Raw genomic sequence first — 19,086 nt, 5'->3', positions numbered from 1 at the left:
GCGGCCTTTTCTTTTGAGATTGGATCTTCTTCGCTGTGACTTCAGGAGGCTGCGCGTTCAGAATCAGACGCGTCAGCCTCATCTTCCCAGGTGCCACCGCTGGGGGGCGCAGTCCGGAAGGATGTGATCTGCGCGCTCAAACCATGGCTTTCGGCCTCGAGCGATTTGCTGACATCCGTTGTTTCCAGCACCATCGAAGCGTTGCTTTGCGTCACGCGATCCAGTTCAATCACGGCGGTGTTGATTTCCTTGAGCGTGGCTGTCTGTTGCGTCAGGCTGCCGGAAATCTCTTTGATATTGTTCGAGATCGTTCCGACGCCCTCGAAGATCTTGTTCAATTCTACGCTGGCCTTACCGACCAGCTCAGCACCATCGCTGACATGTTCGCTACTTTGGGTGATCAGGTTTTTGATATCCCGGGCGGAATCCGCCGATCGCTGCGCCAGCGCGCGCACCTCGGTGGCAACGACAGCGAACCCTCGGCCAGCCTCGCCAGCGCGCGCGGCCTCGACCCCGGCGTTGAGCGACAAGAGATTGGTCTGGAAGGCCAGATCATCAATCACGGTAATGATTTGCGAGATTTCACCGGCGGATTTTTCAATACGCCCCATCGCCTCGGTCACATCCTCAACAACTTTGCCGCCATCCATAGCGGCCTCGCGCGTGTCTGATGCGATCACATCGGCATTCTGCGCATTGTCCGCGGCGACACTGGCATTGGTTGTCAATTCTTCTATGGCTGCGGCGGTTTCCTCCAATGTAGAGGCCTGCGCCTCGGTCCGTGAGGACAATTGTTCGGACGATTGCCGCATCATCGAGGAACTGTTGGAAATGGAATCATTGGCGGTTTGCACCTGTTGCACCAGGTATCTCAGCTGATCACAGGCCTCATTATAGGCCGAGATCAGGTTTTGAATGTCGGGCACATCGCAATCCGGAAGGCGATGGGTCAGATCCCCGGTTTTCAACTTGTGCAAGGCTTCAGCCACCCGATTCAGGTTGCTGCGCCTTTCGGTGACATCGCTGGCGATTTTGATCACATTGGCAATGTTACCTGATTCATCGCGGACGGGGGCATAGGTCGCTTGAATCCAGATCGTCGAGCCATCCTTGCGCCGTCTGGGAAACTGATCGGAAAAGCTTTTCCCGTCCCGCAGATCTTGCCAAAACTGCGCGTATTCCGCGCTCTCGCGGTATTCCTTGTGAACGAACATCGCGTGTTTTTCGCCGACAATCTCAGACAGGTCATAGCCAAGAGCCGCCTGAAAATTCTTGTTGGCGTTTTTTATCGTGCCGTCAGGCTCGAAATAAATGACCGCCTGTGTTTGTTCGATCATATCAAGCAAGGCATTTTGCTCTCTAGAGAGTGATGTGGGCGGGGTTTGACCCCGATCGAAGAACAACATCCGGCGTCCTCATTTCGGTGCAAGTTCGTTGCAAAATGAAATATGAATGTGAGGATTTCTATAACGCCGCTCAAAAATATGTCGCTGAGGATAAAAACGCGCGCAGGCGGTTGGGTAAGGTCCCGAAATTTAGCGGTTTTTTTTAGTCACAGTTTTAGACAAAGAGTTCGATGAGAACGCTGATTGTACCGGTTGCAAACTTGAGCGGAGACGCGTGATCTACCTTGGAAATTGATGTGACCAGCCGGGTCACCATGTGTCAGACCGCTGTGCAATTTGGGCCCATATCATTGCGATAGGAACAAATCGGCAGAATGCCTTGTGGATGATTTACTCCGTCGAAAGAAATCCTGTGCTAGCGGGTAAAGAACCGCCTTTACCGACAGCAAAACCAGGACTCTCAAATGCCACGTAAATACCCGAGTTACCCGTATATTGAGCCTATGGTTTGCGGTAAGTCGGACGATGAAATTGAGGCAATCGTTCGCAAGCTTCTGGCGCAGAACCCGGACTTGTCTGTTCAGGATGGCGGGCCGATGGATGCTTTGTGCCGCGCGTTAGAGGTCGACGTCGAGTATTCTGACGTCCCAAATGAAATTCTGTTGGACGTGCCATTGGATCGCAATGCCGTGATTTTCCTGCCGAAAAACTCGAAAACGCGCCATGACCGTCTGGCAACGGCGACAGGGCTTGGGCATTGGTTGTTGCACGTGCCGCCAACCCGCAAAGCGCGACCGGATGTTGGTATCCAGGCGCTATATGAGCCAACTGAAACCAAAGCTTTTGAAGAAGCCCGCCGCTTTGCTTTCGCGCTATTGATGCCAATCGAGGCCTTCAAAAGCCTTTGGTATGAGGGGGGCGGACAGTTGACGGCTGAGACTTTGAATGTGCCGACACAATCGGTCTATGACCGGGCCAAAATTCTGGATCTTGCAAGTTGATCAAGTGATTGAAGCGGGGCAGGGAATTCCCTCTGCGTCACCCGCAACCAAATGATTGGGGCACTAGCCCATAAAAAAAACCGCGCGAGGCATGCCCCGCGCGGTTCTTTTTCGAAAGGTCGAAAGATTACTCTTCGGACGCTTCTTCTGCTGCTGGGGCAGGGGCGTCGTCGCCATCTTCGTCAGCTGCTGCGCCGATATCGTCGAACAGCTGGGAGACTTCGAATTCTGCCTGAGCTTCTTCTTCTGCCGCCAGTTCCTGAATGGATTTACCGGAGGCTTGCAGCTCTGCTTCTTCTTCGGAGCGTGCCACGTTCAGTTTCACCTGAACGGTCACTTCCGGGTGCAGAACGACGTCGACGCTGTGCAGACCCAGTTCCTTGATCGGGTTGATGATGACAACCTGCTTACGATCAACAGTGAAACCAGCTTCGGTTGCAACGTCTGCGGCGTCACGGGTGGTGACAGAACCGTAGAGGTTGCCGCCGTCAGAGGCCTGGCGAATCACGATGAACTGCTCACCGTCGAGACGCTCACCCAGAGCTTCGGCTTCTTTCTTGGTTTCCACGTTGCGCGCTTCGAGCTGAGCTTTCTGCGCTTCGAACTGTGCGATGTTCTCTTTGGAAGCGGTCAGCGCCTTGCCCTGCAGCAGCAGGAAGTTGCGGGCATAGCCCGGCTTGACGTCAACCACATCGCCCATTTGGCCCAGCTTGGCCACACGTTCCAGAAGGATAACTTGCATATCAGGCGCTCCTTACTTCACGGCGTAGGGCAGCAGAGCGAGGAAGCGGGCGCGTTTGATGGCACGGGCCAGTTCACGCTGCTTTTTCGCAGAAACTGCGGTGATACGGGAGGGAACGATTTTGCCGCGCTCAGAGATGTAGCGCTGCAGCAGACGGGTGTCTTTGTAATCGATCTTAGGTGCGTTTTCGCCCGAGAAAGGGCAAACTTTGCGACGGCGGAAAAATGGTTTTGCAGCCATGGTTTAGCTCCTTTTCTGAGGGTTAGTCGCGCGGACGGCGCTCGCGGCGATCGCCACGTTCTTCGCGCTTTTGCATCTGAATGGAAGGACCTTCGGCGTGCTGATCAACTTTGATGGTCAGAACGCGCATCACGTCGTCATGCAGACCCATCAGGCGTTCCATTTCCTTCACGGCCGGGGCCGGGGAATCGGTACGCAGGAAGGCATAGTGACCTTTGCGGTTCTTGTTGATTTTGTAGGCCATGGTCTTCACGCCCCAGTACTCGGACTCAACGACTTTGCCGCCATTGTCTGCGAGGACTGTGCTGAAGTGCTCTACCAGGCTTTCGGCCTGCGCGTTGGAAAGATCCTGACGCGAAATGAATACATGCTCGTACAGGGGCATGTGCTCTCCGTTTATATCAAGGCGCATTTCAAAGGGCTGGGCTATGATCCTTTCGCCCCAACCCACGAGAGACTGCGCGGTTCAACATATCTTGCGAAAGGATGCGCCCTTGTACACGGTTTTGCTGCGCGTGCAAGGGGGATCGACCGGCGCGGCCAAGGTTCGGCAGGGCCGCATTTAACTTGCCCCAAAATCCCCGCTGATCCGCCCAATTTGAGACGTTTTTTAACGGAAAATTGGTCTTCATAGACAGAGGATCACACCATGGACATCACTACATCAGACCTCACCGCCAAACAAGCCAAGCCAGTCGCCCCGGGGCGGTTCTTCCAACGGCTGTTTTTGTCCTTCATCGGTGCGGCCTTGATCATGGCGGGTTTCGGTGTTTGGCTGGCATCCAGTGTTGCGCATGATCCGCAAATGCTGTTGATCAAGCTGGGCATTTCCCTGTTCATGCTGATTTCCGGCCTGTGCTGCCTGTTGGTTTCTAAGGCCTGACATAATTCATCACGCGTGCGTGATTGTTCGTGTTTCCACAGAATCTGTTGGAATTCGTGCAATTGTGCACGCTTGAAACGCGGTTAACTACTCATGTCACACCCTCTGTACATGAAGGAAACCGCAATGAAATCTCTGTTCCTGGCCTCCGCTCTGGCCTCCGCTCCGCTGATGGCAGCCGCCGCAGATAGCTATGTTCTGGACCCAAGCCACAGCCAGATCGTTTTCAACTATAACCACCTTGGCTACTCGACCACTTATGGCATGTTTTCCGGCTTCGAAGGTCAGATCTCCTGGGATCGTGACGATGTTGCGAAATCCTCGGTGACCGTGTCTTTCCCGGTGCGCAGCATGCTGACCGGTTGGGAAGAGCGTTTCCAACATTTCATGGCCCCGGATTTCTTTGACGCAGCCGATGACGAAATGGTCAGCTTTGCCTCGACCGGGATCGAAGTGACCGGTGACACCACCGCCAAGATCACCGGTGATCTGACCCTGAACGGCGTGACAAAATCGGTTGTTCTGGACGCCAAGCTGAACCAGGAAGGCGACCACCCGATGGCGCAGAAACCTTGGGCCGGGTTTGACGCCACCACCACTCTTGTCCGCTCTGAGTTCAATCTGGGTGCCTTTGCCCCCTATGTCAGCGACGAAGTTCAGCTGATGATCTCGATCGAAGCGATGAAGGCTGAGTAAGCCTTTACGCAAAGACTGATCCAGTTAGCGCTGGATCGGCTGTGAGACATGAAAAGGCCTCTGTCCGTTGGGACAGAGGCCTTTTTCTTGGGTGGGTTAAGTGTGTGTTGGGACGACAGGGCGCGTCGATCAACGAGTCGCTGTCAATGCCACATTCACGTCGACTGTGTTTGCCAATTGGCCCTCGTCCTGCATGTTTGCCCCGATACCGAAATCCTGCCGGTTCAAGGCAAAGCTTGCGGTCATCGTGGCGCTGTCCCCGTCCAATTTCAGGTCAAACGGGAAGCTGAGCGGTAGGGAGGCACCGCGCAAGTTCAGCGTGCCATCCGCGCGATGGGCACCTTCTGTGCGTAGGATATCTGCGGTAAAGGTCGCTGTTGGGAATTGGGCATTGTCGAAATAATCCGCGCCAAGCGCCTGAGATGTGACCGACCCAATCGAGACCGAGCCGATGGAAACCGTCACTTCGACAGTGCCGATTTTACCGTCGGGCAGGGTTTCGTCATAGGTGATTGCGGCGGTCCAGGTTTCAAACGCGCCGGTGACGGGCTTGCCGAACTGCTGGATGGTCAGGCCAAGCTCACCCGTTTGCACCTGCCAATCCGTGTCGACTTGCTCCAATTCAGCCGATTGCGCCGGGCCGTGATCAAAGACCCCCAGATTGACCGCTACACCAAAGGCCGCGACCCAGGCCACCAGCGCCAGAACAATGGGGAGATTGGCGTGTTTTGTGACTTCGGTTTCAGGGATGTCAGCTTGCCCCGGCAACATACGCGCCAAAGTCTGGTCGCGATCCACAAAGGCATGTTTCAAAGCCCCGGCAATATGCAGAAACAGAGAGATGACCAGAACACGCTCCAGCACGATATGCGCACCCGCCATGGTTTCGGCCAGCGCCGGGCTTTGCGGCACGAAGGGCAGGGATTGGCCCAGCGGCCAAAGGATAGGCGCAAACCCCGTGGTCGCCGCATGTTCGATCCAGCCCGAGATCGGCACCAGGATCAAAGAGCCATAAAGCAGAATATGTACGGTTTCCGCCGCGAGGGTCTCAAGCTTGCGCTCAGGGTGCAGTGGTGCGGGCTTGGGCTGGGTCAACATCCAGGCAATGCGGATGACGGCCAGAACCAAAACCGCAATGCCCAGCGTCTTATGCGCCGAGAAAAGCTGCACCTTCCAGGCAAGCTCGGCCTCATTGCCGCTGGGGGCATTGTTGGCGGTGATGCCAAGGGGAATCATGATGAAAATGCCAAGCGCGGTCAGCCAGTGAAACAGTTTGGCAAGGCTTCCATAGCGGGCAGAGCTGTTTGAGAGGGACATAGCGGGTCTCCGTTTCGTATGAATCCCCTGATACTGGTTGCGCATTTCAGAACAACCGGCGTCTCTGCACAGCAATGGTGCGTTGGCGTTGCACGGCGCGGCGCAGCCATGTAAGGCAGGGAGCTAACAAAACGTGACGTGAGGAGACCGGGCATGAGCCGCGCATTCATTTTCCCAGGACAAGGGGCGCAAACCATCGGGATGGGCCGCGATCTGGCCGAAGCTTACCCGGAGGCCCGCGCTGTCTTTGACGAGGTGGACGCGGCTTTGGGTGAAAAGCTCTCTGATCTGATCTGGGAAGGTGACATTGCCGATCTGACCCTGACCGCCAATGCGCAACCGGCGCTGATGGCGACCTCCTTGGCAGCGATGCGCGCGCTTGAGGCTGAGGGCGTGGCGATTTCGGCGGCGTCTTATGTGGCGGGGCATTCGCTGGGTGAATATTCGGCGCTGACGGCGGCAGGCGCGCTGAGCGTTGGAGACGCGGCCAAACTGCTGCGTGCTCGTGGTGAAGCCATGCAGGCCGCTGTGCCGGTGGGCGAGGGGGCCATGGCGGCCATTCTGGGCTTGGATCTGGCCGCCGTGCGCGATGTGGCCGAAAAGGCCGCGCAGGGCGAAGTCTGTGCCGCTGCGAATGACAACGACCCGGGCCAGGTGGTGATCTCTGGTGCCAAGGCCGCTGTCGAGCGCGCGGTTGACATCGCCAAAGAGGCGGGCGCGCGGCGTGCCTTGCTCTTGCCGGTCAGCGCACCTTTCCATTGCGCGCTGATGGAGCCTGCAGCCGAGAAGATGGCCCAGGCCCTGTCTGAAACCGACATCAATACACCTGCCGTGCCGCTGGTCGCCAATGTGGTGGCCGAGGCCGTGGATGACCCGGCTGTCATTCGTTCGCTGCTGGTTGATCAGATCTGTGGCTCGGTGCGCTGGCGTGAATCCGTGGAATGGATGGTGGCCAAGGATCTGACCGAGTTCTGGGAAATCGGAGCGGGCAAAGCGCTGAGCGGCATGGTCAAGCGCATCCATCGCGGCGCGGTGCTGGGCAATGTCGGCACAGCTGCGGATGCCAAGGCGGCGGCTGAGAAACTCAACGGCTGAGCTTGACGCCCAAAACTTTTCGAAAAGTTTTGCAAAAGTTTCGAGAAAACTTTTAGGTGCCCCGCTGAGAGGGCAGAGAGAGGACGAGAGATGTTTGATCTGACTGGAAAAACCGCGCTGATTACAGGTGCCTCTGGTGGCATCGGGGGCGAGATCGCCAAAGCCCTGCATGGGGCCGGGGCCACGGTTGGCCTGTCTGGCACCCGTGTGGAGCCTTTGGAGGCTTTGGCGGCAGAGCTGGGCGAGCGCGCGCATGTGCTGCCTTGCAACCTGTCTGATGCGGAGGCGGTCACCGCACTTCCCAAACAGGCAGCTGAGGCGATGGGCAGCGTGGATATCCTGATCAACAATGCCGGCATCACCCGGGACAACCTGTTCATGCGCATGTCCGAAGAGGAATGGGCCAGCGTGGTCGAGGTCAACATGACCGCCACCTTCCGTCTGTGCAAAGGCGTGCTGCGCGGCATGATGAAGGCGCGCTGGGGCCGCATCGTCAATATCTCGTCTGTGGTTGGCGCAACCGGTAATCCAGGGCAGGGCAACTATGCCGCCGCCAAGGCAGGGGTGATCGGCATGTCGAAATCGCTTGCCTATGAGGTGGCGACACGCGGCATTACCGTCAACGCCGTTGCACCGGGCTTTATCGAGACCGCGATGACCGAGAAACTGACCGATGATCAGAAATCCGGCATCCTGACACAGGTTCCCGCAGGCCGTATGGGCACGCCCGGGGAAATCGCAGCGGCTGTGCTGTATCTGGCCAGCCCGGAGGCGTCTTATGTCACCGGCACCACCTTGCATGTGAATGGCGGCATGGCCATGTTGTAAACGCGTTTGGGGCGCGAGGGCCTGCTTGCCATTGGAAGCGGGGCTTTGCGCTTTAATGCGGTGGAAAGCATTTGCCATCCCCGCAGCCTGTGCTATAGGCGCGCAGTAATTGGGTTTGGGCGGATTCCTTTCGGCCAGCCAATCCCGGTGCTCCGGGGGAACGAGCCGCCCGAAAGGGCAAACCAAGCCACCCAAGTTGGGGCATATAGATGCCTCCCCTTTGGGGAGAGGGCAAAACGGGTCATCAGGGCCTGCAAAAGTGAGGAAAGAACATGAGCGACATCGCAGATCGCGTGAAGAAGATTGTGGTTGAGCACCTGAGCGTAGACGAAGAGAAGGTTACAGAAGCCGCATCCTTCATCGACGACCTGGGCGCAGACAGCCTCGACACTGTTGAGCTGGTAATGGCCTTTGAAGAAGAGTTCGGCATCGAGATCCCTGATGACGCAGCCGAAACCATCCAGACCTTTGGCGATGCGGTCAAGTTCATCACAGAAGCGTCCTAAGCTTCTTTGAGAATTGATTATTGAGGCGGCGTCCATTCGGGCGCCGTTTTCTTTTGTTTGGGGTGTCGCGGGACCGGGTGACGCTGGAGCCCAAAGGGCTCGCCGCCCCACCCGCCGTCCCGCAGGGAACTGATTGATGAGCTTGGTTTTTACAAGGCAGCGCGACAAGATCTGTCGCGAAGACATTGTTTAGGTTTTGCTTGGGGCCGATCTTGAGGTGATCTTTGCCAGCGCGGCCGAAAGCGAGGATTTGCTCTACGACTATTGATCCGAAGATATGGTTTGGGAAAAGAGAAAGCCGGACCAATTGGCCCGGCTTGCATGTCTTAGGTTTTGTTTCGCGGCAAAGGATTACCCGTCGAAATCAACCTCTTCGACCAGTTTCAGCGCTTCGGCGCGGTGGCCGGCGAGGTTCATGATGTTGACTTCATCGGCGGTGAAATCACCCCAGCTTTTGACCAGTTCAACCGCTTCGGTGCCTGGTGCGATCGGGTATTCGAAATTGGCCTCGGCATAGATTTCCTGCGCTTTGGGCGAGGTCAGGAACTCCATCAGTTTCAAGGCGTTTTCCTTGTTGGGCGCGGATTTGGTCATCGCGACACCGGAAATGTTCACATGGGTGCCCGCGTTTTCAAAGGTCGGGAAGATCACGTTAACGGAGTTGGCCCATTCTTTTTGCTCTTCATCCGACAGCATTTTGCCCATGTAATAGGTGTTGCCGATGGAGATGTCGCATTCGCCGGACCAGATCGCCTTGACCTGAGCGCGGTCATTGCCTTGTGGTTTGCGGGCCAGGTTGGATTTCACACCTTCGAGCCAGGTCTTGGTGTATTCCGCGCCGTGATGTTCCAGAATGGCCGAGGTCAGAGCGACGTTATAGGCATGGGTGCCGGAACGGGTGCAGATGCGGCCCTGCCATTTCGGGTCAGCCAGATCTTCGTAGGTGGTGACGTCACCCTCAGCGACCCGATCCTTGGAGGCGTATACGATACGCGCCCGTGTGGTCAGACCCCACCATTGGTTCTCTGGGTCGCGATAGGCGGCGGGTACGTTGGCCTTGAGCGTTTCGGATTCAACCGCTTGGGTCAGACCGGCATTCACAACCGCGGCGAGGCGCGAAATGTCGACGGTCAGAACAACGTCAGCGGGGGAGCGTTTGCCCTCGGCCTCAAGACGTTCGATCATGCCCTTTTGCAGATAGGCCACGTTGACCTTGATCCCGGTCTCAGCGGTGAACGCGTCGGTCAGCGGCGCGATCAGCTCGGGCTGGCGATAGGAATAGATATTGACCTCATCAGCGATGGCCGGGGCGGCAACGGCCAGAGTGGTCAGGGCGGTGGTTAGGCGAAGGAACATATGTCTCTCCAAAAAGCGCGGTTATCCATTGCGCGCTTAGTAACCTGACTAAAATACTTGGGTCAATACCTGATAATGATTATCAGGTACTTTTCTTGCGGCGTTTCTCTTGATGCTTGGCCGCGTCCCAGAGCGCATCCATCTCTTGCAAATCGCTTTCGGTTGGTGTCTTGCCCCGCTCTTTCAGCGCGGCCTCGATATATTCAAAGCGGCGGGTGAATTTGGCGTTGGCGGCACGCAACGCGGCCTCAGGATCGATTTTCCAATGGCGGGCAAGATTGGCCATAACAAAGAGCAGATCACCAAATTCTTCGACCTTGTCCTCTGGGGTGGTGGCCTGTTTGACCTCGTCAACTTCCTCCACCAGCTTGTCGATCACCTCATCGGTGCTGGGCCAGTCAAAGCCGACCCGCGCGGCGCGGTTTTGCAGTTTGACCGCGCGCAGCAGGGCAGGCAGGCCCAAGGCGACGCCGTCCAGAACACCGTCTTGTTTCTTGGAGGCACGCTCGGCGGCTTTAATCTTTTCCCAGTCCCGCGTTTGCTGATCAGCGGACTTATCCGCGCTTTCGTCACCAAAGACATGGGGATGGCGGGCGACCATCTTGTCCGACATGGTGTCGGCCACATCGTTGAACTCAAAATACCCGGCCTCACTGGCCATTTGTGCATGAAAAACGGACTGAAAGAGCAGATCGCCCAATTCGCCCTTAAGCTCATCCCAGGCCTCGCGTTCAATCGCATCGGCAACCTCATAGGCCTCTTCGATGGTATAGGGGGCGATGGTGGCGAAATTCTGTTCGATATCCCAGGGACAACCGGTTTCAGGGTCGCGCAGCCGGCGCATGATTTCGACAAGACGCGGCATGCCGCCTTTGGGATCGTGAACCAGCTGGTCAGAGGCGGTTTTGCTCTGTTCGCTCATTGCAAACCTCGTTTGAATTCGTCACCAAAGGGATGAGGTATCGAGACAGAGGAGTCCAGCCATGGCTGTCATAAACCGGATCGCAGGATTTGCTGAGGAAATGGCTGGATGGCGCCAGCATCTGCATCAATATCCTGAACTTGCGCTGGACTGTTTTGAAACAGCGAAATTCGTGGTGGCGCGGCTGCGGGAATTTGGGGTCGACGAGATCCATGAAGGGATTGCGAAAACCGGTGTTGCGGCAGTGATCGAAGGGCGCGGCGAGGGGCCGGTGACCGGGTTGCGGGCTGACATGGATGCCTTGCCCATGGTTGAGGAGACCGGGCTGCCCTATGCCTCAAAGATTGAGGGGCGCATGCATGCCTGCGGCCATGATGGGCATACGGCCATGCTGCTTGGGGCGGCGAAATACCTGGCGGAGACGCGCAATTTCAGCGGCAAGGTGGTGTTGCTGTTTCAGCCCGCCGAAGAGGTCATTGGCGGCGGGCGCATCATGGTTGAAGAGGGGGTTATGGAACGCTTTGGCATCGAAGAAGTCTATGCGCTGCATACCAACCCCTCAGACGAGCTGGGGGTGTTCGAGACAACGCGCGGGCCGATCATGGCGGCGGTGGATGATTTCACCATTCGCGTGCGTGGCACGGGTGGCCATGCGGCCTATCCTCACGAGTGCCGCGATCCCTTTCCCTGTGCTTTGGCGATTGCGCAGGCCTTTCCGACGATTGTGTCACGTGATGTGCGGCCGATGGACAGTCTTGTTGTCTCTTTGACGCAGTTTCACGGCGGGTCGGCGATGAATGTCATTCCCGGTGAGGTGATGATCACCGGAACCGTGCGCAGCCTGACCGCAGAGGTGCGCGAACATGCCGAGCAACGAGTGCGGGAGATTGTTGCCGGGCAGGGGGCGGCCTTCGGGATGGAGGTGATGCTGGATTATGACAAAAGCTATCCGCCGACGGTCAACCATGTGGCGCAGGCCGAGTTTGCGGCTGGTATCGCAGAGGAGATCACCGGGCAGGTCATTATGGATCGCGATCCGCAAATGGGGGCCGAAGATTTCTCTTACATGTTGGAAAAGCGCCCCGGTGCCTATTTGAATCTGGGGCAGGGGATCGGTGCGGCCGTGCATCATCCCGCGTTTGATTTCAACGATGAGGCGGCTCCGATTGGGGCGTCTTTCTTTGCCCGTTTGATTGAAACGCGCCATTCCGTCTGAGTCCTCCAAATTCCGTTGACGGGTTTTCTGCGCAGGTTTGCAAGGTTGCGCTTGCGTCTCGTTTGGGTCTGGCGCAAAATTTGATCAAATTTTGAAATGTGGATGGACGGCCCTTTGCGGCGTCGCCCACCCGCCCACCCCGACACCGCAAAGGGCCTGAGAGATGAGTTTGGAAGACGCCAAAACCGAAGTGGATCACGCTTTCACCAGAGCGGATTTCAAAGGGCCGTCCTTTGAAAATGTGTTTGCCGGGGCCCCATCCTTTTTGCGCCGCCGCTACAGCAAGGATTTGGCTGGTGTTGATATGGCCGTCACCGGCTTGCCCTTTGACCAGGCGGTCACCAATCGGCCCGGTACCCGGCTTGGGCCGCGGGCAATCCGTGAAGCTTCGCTTTTGCAGCCCTGCGATGCGCCTTATGGCTGGGGTTTTGATGTGTTGAGCGAATTTGCCATCGCGGATTACGGCGATATGGCCTTTGACTATGCACGCCCCGATCTGGTGCCTGGCTTGATCCAGAGCCATGTTGCCGGGATTTTGGGGCAGGGGGCGGCCTGCATTGCGCTTGGCGGCGATCATTCGGTGACGCTGGGCTGTCTGCGTGCCCATGCGGAAAAACACGGTCCCCTGAGCGTGATCCAGTTTGACGCCCATACGGACACCTGGGCGGATGATGATCTGAGCCGGGTCGATCACGGCACCTTTATGTATAAGGCCGCCATAGAAGGGACGGTCATTGCCGAGCGCTCGGTCCAGATTGGCATTCGGACGGATAATCCTGACACGATCGGGTTCAATATTCTCGATGCGCGCGATGTACACCGCCTTGGGCCAGAGGTGATTGCGCAGAAGGTCAAAAAAATCGTTGGTGATCATCCTTGTTACCTGACCTTTGATATTGATGCGCTTGACCCGGCCTTTGCCCCAGGCACAGGCACACCGGTTTGGGGTGGGCTTACCAGCCATCAGGCGGCGGTTGCTATGCGTGACCTTGCCGGGATCAATCTGGTTGGCGGCGATGTGGTCGAAGTCTCGCCGCCCTTTGATACCACCGGGGCTACGGCCATTGCGGCGGCGCATGTGGCGACAGAGTTGCTGAGCCTATGGGCCTGGACGCGACGCTGAACTTGCCTGGTTTGGGCGACAGCAAAGAAACCGGTGGATAACCGCCTTTGTGATCACGTGAGGCTTTTAGAATCGCGCGTCCGGGTGCAACCATGCACCCAACCAAAACAATAAGAGCAGAGGGCCATCGTGCGCATGGTTTTTTTCGCGATTCTCATCGTCGTATTGGGCGGGCTGGGCTGGATTCGCTTTGCCCCTTCTGATGCCGCCTATTGGCATGTCGATCCAAAAGTCACCACCGATCAGGACCTGAAAGACGGGGTACGCAGGCGTTTGGCTGGGGATGAGGCTGTTTTCACCAAATTGAATGACGTGATCATGAACACCCCACGCACCACGGTCTTGGCGGGCAGTGCCGCCGACGGGCATGTGACCTATGTCACGCGCAGCCTGTGGTTTGGCTTTCCCGACTACACCACCGTGCAACGCGATGGCGACGTTCTGGAAATCTGGGCGCGCTTGCGATTTGGCAGTTCGGATCTTGGCGTGAACAAGGCGCGGGTCGATGGATGGCTCAACGCATTGGCGCAGATGGGCACCTGACCCCTTGACCCGGGCGGTGCAATGGGCAATTCAACCTGAATGATCCCAAGAGACCGTTTACAACAGATTAAAGAACGCCTGGAATATGTCGAGGCGCGTATGTCGACCGGCGAAGGTGATATTGCGCAGCTGGGCCGTGAATATTCTGACCTGAAACCGGTCGTGGATCAGATCCGCGATTGGGAACAGCTGGTCGAGGATATAGCCGAGGCCGAGGCCATGCTGGGTGACCCGGAAATGCGCGAATTGGCCGAAGAAGAGCTGCCCGAAATGCGGGCGCGCTTGCCCGAGTTGGAACATGCGGTTCAGCTGAGCCTCCTGCCCAAAGATGCCGCTGACGGGCGTCCGGCCATGCTGGAAATTCGCCCCGGTACGGGCGGGGATGAGGCGGCGCTGTTTGCTGGAGATCTGGCGCGCATGTATCAACGCTATTGCGAGGCGCGAGGCTGGCGCTGGGAAGTCATCGAAGAGGCGATGTCGGAACTTGGCGGTGTGCGTGAACTGGTGGTGCGCATCGAAGGGGACAGTGTTTTTGCCCGAATGAAATTCGAATCTGGTGTGCACCGTGTGCAACGCGTGCCCGAGACAGAATCCGGCGGGCGCATTCACACCTCGGCGGCGACGGTGGCGGTTCTGCCTGAGGCCGAAGAGGTGGATATCAACATTGACCCCAATGAGATCCGCATCGACACCATGCGTGCCTCTGGGGCTGGTGGTCAGCACGTGAATACTACGGATTCCGCTGTGCGCATCACCCATATTCCGTCGGGAATTGTGGTCACGAGCTCGGAAAAATCCCAACACCGCAACCGCGAGATTGCCATGGAGGTCCTGCGCGCGCGTCTGTTTGATCTGGAGCGGCAGAAGGTTGCGGATGAACGCTCGGCTGATCGGAAATCTCAAGTCGGGTCTGGGGATCGCTCGGAACGGATCCGGACTTATAACTTCCCGCAAGGGCGGATGACCGATCACCGCATTGGCCTGACGCTCTATAAGCTTGATCAGATCATGGGCGGTGATCTGGATGAGATCGTCGATGCGCTGACCGCGGAACATCAAGCCACGCTGCTGGCGGAGATGGATACATGAGTCGCGGGAGAAATTCCGTGCACGGAATTTGCAAATTCCATCGATGGAATTTGGGAGCATCCGGACGGTCTGTTGTGGTGCAAAGGGGCCGTTATGCGCGCTTCTGAACTGCTGGTTCAGGCCGCGCGACGTTTGAATGGAGCGGGCATTCCAGACGCCAATCGCGATGCACGCAAGCTGTTGGCCTTTGCCTTGCAAATCGATCCGTCGCGTTTGACGTTGGTTCTGCCCGATGATGTATCCGACGACCAAGCTGAAGCCTTTCACGGCCTGATCGAGAGGCGCGCCGCGCGTGAGCCGGTCAGCCATTTGACCGGAACGCGTTTGTTTTATGGGCGCAATTTTCGTGTGTCGCCCAAAGCGCTCGACCCGCGCCCAGAGACGGAAAGCTTGATCGAGGCCGCTTTAGTACAGCCGTTTTCACAGGTTTTGGACCTTGGTACGGGAACTGGGTGTATTTTGCTCACGCTTCTGGCTGAGCGGACAGAGGCCAGTGGCGTGGGCGTCGATCTCAGCGACGAGGCGCTGGAGGTCGCAAAAGCCAATCGCGATGCGTTGCAACTGGCGCAGCGTGCAGAATTGCACCAAGGCAGCTGGTTTGACGCTGTGCCAGCCAACTGCCCCCCCTTTGATCTTATCGTTTCCAACCCACCCTATATCGCACTGTCGGAAATGGCGGATCTGGAACCGGAGGTGCGTGAGTATGAGCCAAGGCTAGCTCTGACCGATGAGGGGGACGGGCTGCAAGCTTATCGCGATATTCTCGCAAACGTTCAGGCGTTTCTGGCCCCCGGCGGGCGCGTCATGGTTGAAATAGGTCCGACCCAGGCCAGTGACGTCACAAAGCTGATGCAACAGGCGGGGTTAGCCGGTGTTGAAACGATTCCTGATATGGATGGGCGCGACCGCGTCGTTCTGGGGCGAAAATCCACCGAATAGGCCGCATTGCATGAAAAAACGCCGGAAACTGTCAGGTTTCCCTCTTGTTTTGGGGCACATCCTGTGGTTATTCATATGGCGTCGGGACGACGGATGGCGTGCAGCATGTCCGGCCCGACGGTAAGCCAAACATAACGGTGATCGGTTATTCTGGGGCGCAGGATGCGCCTGTCTCGGTCCCTCAACAGTCGAAAATCAGGCTGAGTATCAAAACATTATGCGATCTTCCAAATCTCGTTCGCGGAACAAGAACAACCGCAACCGCAACAACAATCTTGGCAATGTGGTCAACCGGGTCTTTGACAGCTCTGGCCCCGAGGGCAAGGTGCGCGGCACCCCCCAGCAGATCATCGACAAATATAACCAGTTGGCCCGCGACGCCACGCTGAGCAATGACCGGGTTGCGGCAGAGAATTTCCAACAACACGCAGAACATTACATGCGTCTGCTGAGCGAAGCGCAGAAAGAACAAGAAGCGCGCCGCGAACAGCAGGAAAAAGAAAACCGCGAACGTCAGGCGCAGCGCGACCGTGACCGCGCCCAGCGTGAGGCGCAGCAGGCGGAACGTCAGCAAGCGCAGCAGCAGCCGCAACATCAGCCTCAGCCAGGCTCGCAAGTGGACCCATCCGAGGCGGATCAGCCAGATGTGCTTGAGGTGGTGACACCAACCGGGGACGAATCTGATTTGGTTGTCGACACACCCGAAGCCAAGGCCGAGGCGCAGCCCGTGGCTGAGCCCGCCGAAGAGCCAGCCGCGGCTGAGGAAAAGCCCAAGGCAGAAAAGCCCAAGAAACCGCGCGCGCCGCGCAAACCCCGCGCCCCGCGCAAGCCCAAGGCCGAAGCGGCCCCAAAAGAAGAAGCACCAGCTGAGGCTGAACCGGCTGAGGCCAAGCCAGCCGCAAATGAAGGCGAAGCCCCCGCTGCGGAGTAATCTGTACTCTTTGTGAATGAGAAAGCCCGTACCAGAGATGGTGCGGGCTTTTGTTTTGGCCCTGTGTGGGCCAGACCCTTACGACTGGATTGCAACAATAACACCGCCCAAAGAGGTTTTGGGCGGTGTGCTATCATGAGGGTTATCGCTTTAGGCGAATTCTACACCGTCATTGATCATCGGCAGGTTGGCCACGATCACGCCGGTATTGGCAATCGCGTTTGCCAAGGCCGGAGCAGAGGGGGGCGTGCCCGGTTCGCCAATGCCGCTTGGGGCTTCGGCAGAGGGGATGATATGGGTTTCAATCGCCCCGATATCGCCAATGCGCAGCGGTTCGTAATCCGGGAAGTTGGATTGATCCACAACGCCACCGGTCAGCGTGATTTCATCACGCATCACATGGCCGATCCCATAGCCAACTCCGCCCTCGATCTGCGCTTTGACCACATCTGGGTTCACCGCGATGCCGCAATCCACGGCGCAGGTGACCTTTTCAATCTGGACGCCGTCATCGGGGTTGCCCGAGATCTCAACCACTTCGGCAACAAAACTGCCAAAGGATTTGTGCACCGCAATGCCCTGACTGCGACCGGCGGGGGCGTTGCCCCAATTGCCTTTCTCTGCGGCCAGTTTCAAAACCGCTGCCTTGCGTTTGGCATCGGCACTGTCGCCCAGATGGGCGAGGCGGAATTCGACCGGGTCTCGACCTGCGGCCTTGGCCACGAGATCCATCATGGCCTCCATCGCATAGCCTGTGTGGGTGTGACCAACCGAACGCCACCACAGCGTCGAGGTGGCCTTTTGGGTGTCGGTCAGACCCACGCGGAAACCGGGCAGAGTATAAGGCGTGTCAGACACCCCTTCGACCGAAGAATGGTCGATGCCGTCATGGACCATCATGGATTCAAAGGCGGTGCCTTTCATGATGGATTGCCCGGCGATGCGGTGCTCCCATGCCAGGATCTCGCCCTCGGCGGAGAGGCCAACCTTGACCTTGTGACCAAAGGCCGGGCGGTACATGCCACCGCGCACATCGTCCTCGCGGCTCCAGACCAGTTTCACCGGGCGGGTCCGGTCAGTGATGGCAAAGGCCAATGCCGCCTCAACCTGATAATCGGCATTGGGAGTGGCGCGGCGACCGAATGAGCCGCCCGCCAACATGGTGTTGATACGCACCTTGTCCATGGGCAGTTGCAGGATCTGCGCCAGGGCCATATGTGGCCCGGTTGGCATTTGCGCCCCGTCATGCAGGGTCACGCCGCCATCTTCATTGGCTTCAATGGTGCAGGTCAGCGGCTCCATCGGCGCATGGGCGAGCAGGGGGAAATAGAACGTCTTTTCAACAACCTGGGCGGCCTGATCCATGGGGCCTGCCTCGGTCTTGGTCACGTTGTATTCTGCGTCACCTTCCAGAGCGGCAAGGATCTCGTCCTTGATTTGCGTACTGTCGCGGGTTTCGGCGGCAGAGAGATCCCATTCGACGCTGAGGGCATCCCGGGACTGCATGGCGGCCCAGGTGTTTTCAGCATAAACCGCCACGGCGGCATTATTGGGCAGGGTTGCAGCGCGGATGAACCCTTTGATTGATTTGGCCTCGCTGTCGTCAAAGCTGGCGACCAGACCGCCGGATTGTTCGGGACGTGCCAACATGACGACCATCTGGTTGGGCAGATGCACATCCATTGCATACATGGCCGTACCATTGCCCTTGATTTCGCTATCCAGACGACGCACCTGCGGATTGCCGATCAGACGCCATTGCTCAGGAGTCTTGAGCACCGGTTCCGCCGGGGCCTCAAGCTGCGCTGCCGCTGCGACAAAGTCGCCCAGAGGCGCGGATTGCCCGCCGCCAGTGACCATGCCGTCAACAATGTCCAAGCTTCCTGCCTCAACGCCCCAGGCTTGGGCCGCGGCCTCAAGGATCACGGTACGAGCCGCCGCTCCGGCCTGGCGGTATTGCATGAAGGAGTTCGCCATGGCGGTCGACCCGCCGGTGCCCTGGAACCCGCCAAAGAACAGGTTGGCATATAGCTCGGCATTGGAAGGGGCGAACTCGTAATCGATCTGATCCATGGTCACGCCGATTTCTTCGGCAATCAGGGTGCTCAGACCGGTTGCAGGGCCCTGGCCCTTTTCGAAATGCTTAATGATGGCAACGACGCGGCCCTGATCGTTGATCTTCACAAACGGGTTCAACTGGGCGGTCTCAGACCCGGCAGCCAAAGCGCCATCGGGGCGCAGCCCCACCATCAGAACGGCACCAGCAGCGGCGGCGGATTTCAGGAAACCACGGCGAGATGTTTTGAGTGTCAT

Annotated in this window: 20 protein-coding genes; 12 read left to right on the top strand and 8 right to left on the bottom strand. The window is 57.8% G+C overall.

The window, feature by feature from the left end; all coding sequences use genetic code 11:
• Nucleotides 1-41 precede the first annotated feature (41 nt).
• The gene (locus CLV87_RS13560; RefSeq protein WP_235871980.1) at nucleotides 42-1,337 is read right to left on the bottom strand and encodes a methyl-accepting chemotaxis protein; all 1,296 of its coding nucleotides are present in this window, start codon (nucleotides 1,335-1,337) and stop codon (nucleotides 42-44) included.
• Nucleotides 1,338-1,810: 473 nt separating this feature from the next.
• Between CLV87_RS13560 and CLV87_RS13555 the strand changes: the two genes are divergently transcribed.
• Nucleotides 1,811-2,347, top strand: coding sequence for an ImmA/IrrE family metallo-endopeptidase (locus CLV87_RS13555; protein WP_099246138.1), 537 nt, complete (start codon nucleotides 1,811-1,813; stop codon nucleotides 2,345-2,347).
• A 127-nt stretch (nucleotides 2,348-2,474) separates the two neighbouring features.
• On the opposite strand, the gene rplI is transcribed toward CLV87_RS13555, so the two are convergent.
• The 3 genes from rplI to rpsF are packed head-to-tail and all read right to left on the bottom strand — an operon-like array spanning nucleotide 2,475 to nucleotide 3,714.
• Nucleotides 2,475-3,089, bottom strand: coding sequence for a 50S ribosomal protein L9 (gene rplI, locus CLV87_RS13550; protein ID WP_099246136.1), 615 nt, complete (start codon nucleotides 3,087-3,089; stop codon nucleotides 2,475-2,477).
• Nucleotides 3,090-3,101: 12 nt separating this feature from the next.
• Nucleotides 3,102-3,329, bottom strand: a complete 228-nt coding sequence (gene rpsR / locus CLV87_RS13545) for a 30S ribosomal protein S18 (protein WP_005608650.1) — start codon at nucleotides 3,327-3,329, stop codon at nucleotides 3,102-3,104.
• A gap of 22 nt (nucleotides 3,330-3,351) precedes the next feature.
• Nucleotides 3,352-3,714, bottom strand: coding sequence for a 30S ribosomal protein S6 (gene rpsF, locus CLV87_RS13540; RefSeq protein WP_099246134.1), 363 nt, complete (start codon nucleotides 3,712-3,714; stop codon nucleotides 3,352-3,354).
• A 264-nt stretch (nucleotides 3,715-3,978) separates the two neighbouring features.
• Here rpsF and CLV87_RS13535 point away from each other — a divergent pair, with 264 nt between their 5' ends.
• Both CLV87_RS13535 and CLV87_RS13530 read left to right on the top strand, forming a co-directional pair.
• Nucleotides 3,979-4,212, top strand: coding sequence for a hypothetical protein (locus CLV87_RS13535; RefSeq protein WP_099246132.1), 234 nt, complete (start codon nucleotides 3,979-3,981; stop codon nucleotides 4,210-4,212).
• Between the two features lie 126 nt (nucleotides 4,213-4,338).
• Complete coding sequence (locus CLV87_RS13530; RefSeq protein ID WP_099247763.1) at nucleotides 4,339-4,908, top strand: YceI family protein; 570 nt, start codon at nucleotides 4,339-4,341, stop codon at nucleotides 4,906-4,908.
• A gap of 129 nt (nucleotides 4,909-5,037) precedes the next feature.
• Here CLV87_RS13530 and CLV87_RS13525 read toward each other — a convergent pair whose 3' ends face one another.
• Nucleotides 5,038-6,225 (bottom strand): cytochrome b/b6 domain-containing protein, encoded by a 1,188-nt coding sequence (locus tag CLV87_RS13525; protein WP_099246130.1) that lies wholly within the window; start codon nucleotides 6,223-6,225, stop codon nucleotides 5,038-5,040.
• A 153-nt stretch (nucleotides 6,226-6,378) separates the two neighbouring features.
• On the opposite strand from CLV87_RS13525, the gene fabD reads away from it, so the two are divergent.
• The 3 genes from fabD to CLV87_RS13510 all read left to right on the top strand — a co-directional run bounded on the left by fabD (nucleotide 6,379) and on the right by CLV87_RS13510 (nucleotide 8,654).
• On the top strand, nucleotides 6,379-7,320 hold the full coding sequence (gene fabD, locus CLV87_RS13520; protein WP_099246128.1) for an ACP S-malonyltransferase: 942 nt from the start codon (nucleotides 6,379-6,381) through the stop codon (nucleotides 7,318-7,320).
• 90 nt (nucleotides 7,321-7,410) lie between these two features.
• Nucleotides 7,411-8,148, top strand: coding sequence for a 3-oxoacyl-[acyl-carrier-protein] reductase (gene fabG, locus CLV87_RS13515; protein ID WP_099246126.1), 738 nt, complete (start codon nucleotides 7,411-7,413; stop codon nucleotides 8,146-8,148).
• Between the two features lie 272 nt (nucleotides 8,149-8,420).
• Nucleotides 8,421-8,654: an acyl carrier protein gene (locus tag CLV87_RS13510; RefSeq protein WP_099246124.1), complete on the top strand. Its 234-nt coding sequence runs from the start codon at nucleotides 8,421-8,423 to the stop codon at nucleotides 8,652-8,654.
• Between the two features lie 351 nt (nucleotides 8,655-9,005).
• On the opposite strand, the gene CLV87_RS13505 is transcribed toward CLV87_RS13510, so the two are convergent.
• Nucleotides 9,006-10,010, bottom strand: a complete 1,005-nt coding sequence (locus CLV87_RS13505; protein WP_099246122.1) for a Fe(3+) ABC transporter substrate-binding protein — start codon at nucleotides 10,008-10,010, stop codon at nucleotides 9,006-9,008.
• 82 nt (nucleotides 10,011-10,092) lie between these two features.
• Nucleotides 10,093-10,932, bottom strand: a complete 840-nt coding sequence (mazG, locus tag CLV87_RS13500; RefSeq protein ID WP_099246120.1) for a nucleoside triphosphate pyrophosphohydrolase — start codon at nucleotides 10,930-10,932, stop codon at nucleotides 10,093-10,095.
• A 61-nt stretch (nucleotides 10,933-10,993) separates the two neighbouring features.
• Between mazG and CLV87_RS13495 the strand changes: the two genes are divergently transcribed.
• From CLV87_RS13495 to CLV87_RS13470, 6 genes are all read left to right on the top strand, one after another.
• A complete protein-coding gene (locus CLV87_RS13495) occupies nucleotides 10,994-12,148 on the top strand; it encodes a M20 aminoacylase family protein (protein WP_099246118.1) in 1,155 nt (384 codons plus the stop codon).
• 163 nt (nucleotides 12,149-12,311) lie between these two features.
• On the top strand, nucleotides 12,312-13,271 hold the full coding sequence (speB, locus tag CLV87_RS13490) for an agmatinase (protein ID WP_099246116.1): 960 nt from the start codon (nucleotides 12,312-12,314) through the stop codon (nucleotides 13,269-13,271).
• Nucleotides 13,272-13,406: 135 nt separating this feature from the next.
• Nucleotides 13,407-13,814, top strand: a complete 408-nt coding sequence (locus CLV87_RS13485) for a DUF1499 domain-containing protein (protein ID WP_306438021.1) — start codon at nucleotides 13,407-13,409, stop codon at nucleotides 13,812-13,814.
• A 39-nt stretch (nucleotides 13,815-13,853) separates the two neighbouring features.
• Nucleotides 13,854-14,903 carry a peptide chain release factor 1 gene (prfA, locus tag CLV87_RS13480; RefSeq protein WP_099246112.1) on the top strand — a complete coding sequence of 350 codons (1,050 nt, stop codon included), beginning with the start codon at nucleotides 13,854-13,856 and terminating at the stop codon, nucleotides 14,901-14,903.
• Nucleotides 14,904-14,996: 93 nt separating this feature from the next.
• Nucleotides 14,997-15,842: a peptide chain release factor N(5)-glutamine methyltransferase gene (gene prmC / locus CLV87_RS13475; RefSeq protein WP_099246110.1), complete on the top strand. Its 846-nt coding sequence runs from the start codon at nucleotides 14,997-14,999 to the stop codon at nucleotides 15,840-15,842.
• A gap of 217 nt (nucleotides 15,843-16,059) precedes the next feature.
• Nucleotides 16,060-16,773, top strand: coding sequence for a DUF4167 domain-containing protein (locus CLV87_RS13470; protein ID WP_099246108.1), 714 nt, complete (start codon nucleotides 16,060-16,062; stop codon nucleotides 16,771-16,773).
• 150 nt (nucleotides 16,774-16,923) lie between these two features.
• Here the strand turns inward: CLV87_RS13470 and CLV87_RS13465 are convergent, their stop codons facing one another.
• Nucleotides 16,924-19,086, bottom strand: a complete 2,163-nt coding sequence (locus tag CLV87_RS13465; RefSeq protein WP_099246106.1) for a xanthine dehydrogenase family protein molybdopterin-binding subunit — start codon at nucleotides 19,084-19,086, stop codon at nucleotides 16,924-16,926.

Source organism: Pelagimonas phthalicica (assembly GCF_004364805.1).
Classification (GTDB): Bacteria; Pseudomonadota; Alphaproteobacteria; order Rhodobacterales; family Rhodobacteraceae; genus Pelagimonas; species Pelagimonas phthalicica.
This window is presented reverse-complemented; position numbering and strand designations above follow the sequence as displayed.

Excerpts from the sequence above, each read along its gene's own strand:
- CLV87_RS13470 (WP_099246108.1), top strand. The coding sequence starts at position 16,060 with ATGCGATCTTCCAAATCTCGTTCGCGGAACAAGAACAACCGCAACCGC.
- fabG (WP_099246126.1), top strand. The coding sequence starts at position 7,411 with ATGTTTGATCTGACTGGAAAAACCGCGCTGATTACAGGTGCCTCTGGT.
- CLV87_RS13525 (WP_099246130.1), bottom strand. The coding sequence starts at position 6,225 with ATGTCCCTCTCAAACAGCTCTGCCCGCTATGGAAGCCTTGCCAAACTG.
- speB (WP_099246116.1), top strand. The coding sequence starts at position 12,312 with ATGAGTTTGGAAGACGCCAAAACCGAAGTGGATCACGCTTTCACCAGA.
- CLV87_RS13535 (WP_099246132.1), top strand. The coding sequence starts at position 3,979 with ATGGACATCACTACATCAGACCTCACCGCCAAACAAGCCAAGCCAGTC.
- CLV87_RS13465 (WP_099246106.1), bottom strand. The coding sequence starts at position 19,086 with ATGACACTCAAAACATCTCGCCGTGGTTTCCTGAAATCCGCCGCCGCT.
- CLV87_RS13495 (WP_099246118.1), top strand. The coding sequence starts at position 10,994 with ATGGCTGTCATAAACCGGATCGCAGGATTTGCTGAGGAAATGGCTGGA.
- CLV87_RS13510 (WP_099246124.1), top strand. The coding sequence starts at position 8,421 with ATGAGCGACATCGCAGATCGCGTGAAGAAGATTGTGGTTGAGCACCTG.
- CLV87_RS13560 (WP_235871980.1), bottom strand. The coding sequence starts at position 1,337 with ATGATCGAACAAACACAGGCGGTCATTTATTTCGAGCCTGACGGCACG.
- prfA (WP_099246112.1), top strand. The coding sequence starts at position 13,854 with ATGATCCCAAGAGACCGTTTACAACAGATTAAAGAACGCCTGGAATAT.
- rplI (WP_099246136.1), bottom strand. The coding sequence starts at position 3,089 with ATGCAAGTTATCCTTCTGGAACGTGTGGCCAAGCTGGGCCAAATGGGC.
- mazG (WP_099246120.1), bottom strand. The coding sequence starts at position 10,932 with ATGAGCGAACAGAGCAAAACCGCCTCTGACCAGCTGGTTCACGATCCC.
- CLV87_RS13530 (WP_099247763.1), top strand. The coding sequence starts at position 4,339 with ATGAAATCTCTGTTCCTGGCCTCCGCTCTGGCCTCCGCTCCGCTGATG.
- fabD (WP_099246128.1), top strand. The coding sequence starts at position 6,379 with ATGAGCCGCGCATTCATTTTCCCAGGACAAGGGGCGCAAACCATCGGG.
- rpsR (WP_005608650.1), bottom strand. The coding sequence starts at position 3,329 with ATGGCTGCAAAACCATTTTTCCGCCGTCGCAAAGTTTGCCCTTTCTCG.
- CLV87_RS13555 (WP_099246138.1), top strand. The coding sequence starts at position 1,811 with ATGCCACGTAAATACCCGAGTTACCCGTATATTGAGCCTATGGTTTGC.
- prmC (WP_099246110.1), top strand. The coding sequence starts at position 14,997 with ATGCGCGCTTCTGAACTGCTGGTTCAGGCCGCGCGACGTTTGAATGGA.
- CLV87_RS13485 (WP_306438021.1), top strand. The coding sequence starts at position 13,407 with ATGGTTTTTTTCGCGATTCTCATCGTCGTATTGGGCGGGCTGGGCTGG.
- CLV87_RS13505 (WP_099246122.1), bottom strand. The coding sequence starts at position 10,010 with ATGTTCCTTCGCCTAACCACCGCCCTGACCACTCTGGCCGTTGCCGCC.
- rpsF (WP_099246134.1), bottom strand. The coding sequence starts at position 3,714 with ATGCCCCTGTACGAGCATGTATTCATTTCGCGTCAGGATCTTTCCAAC.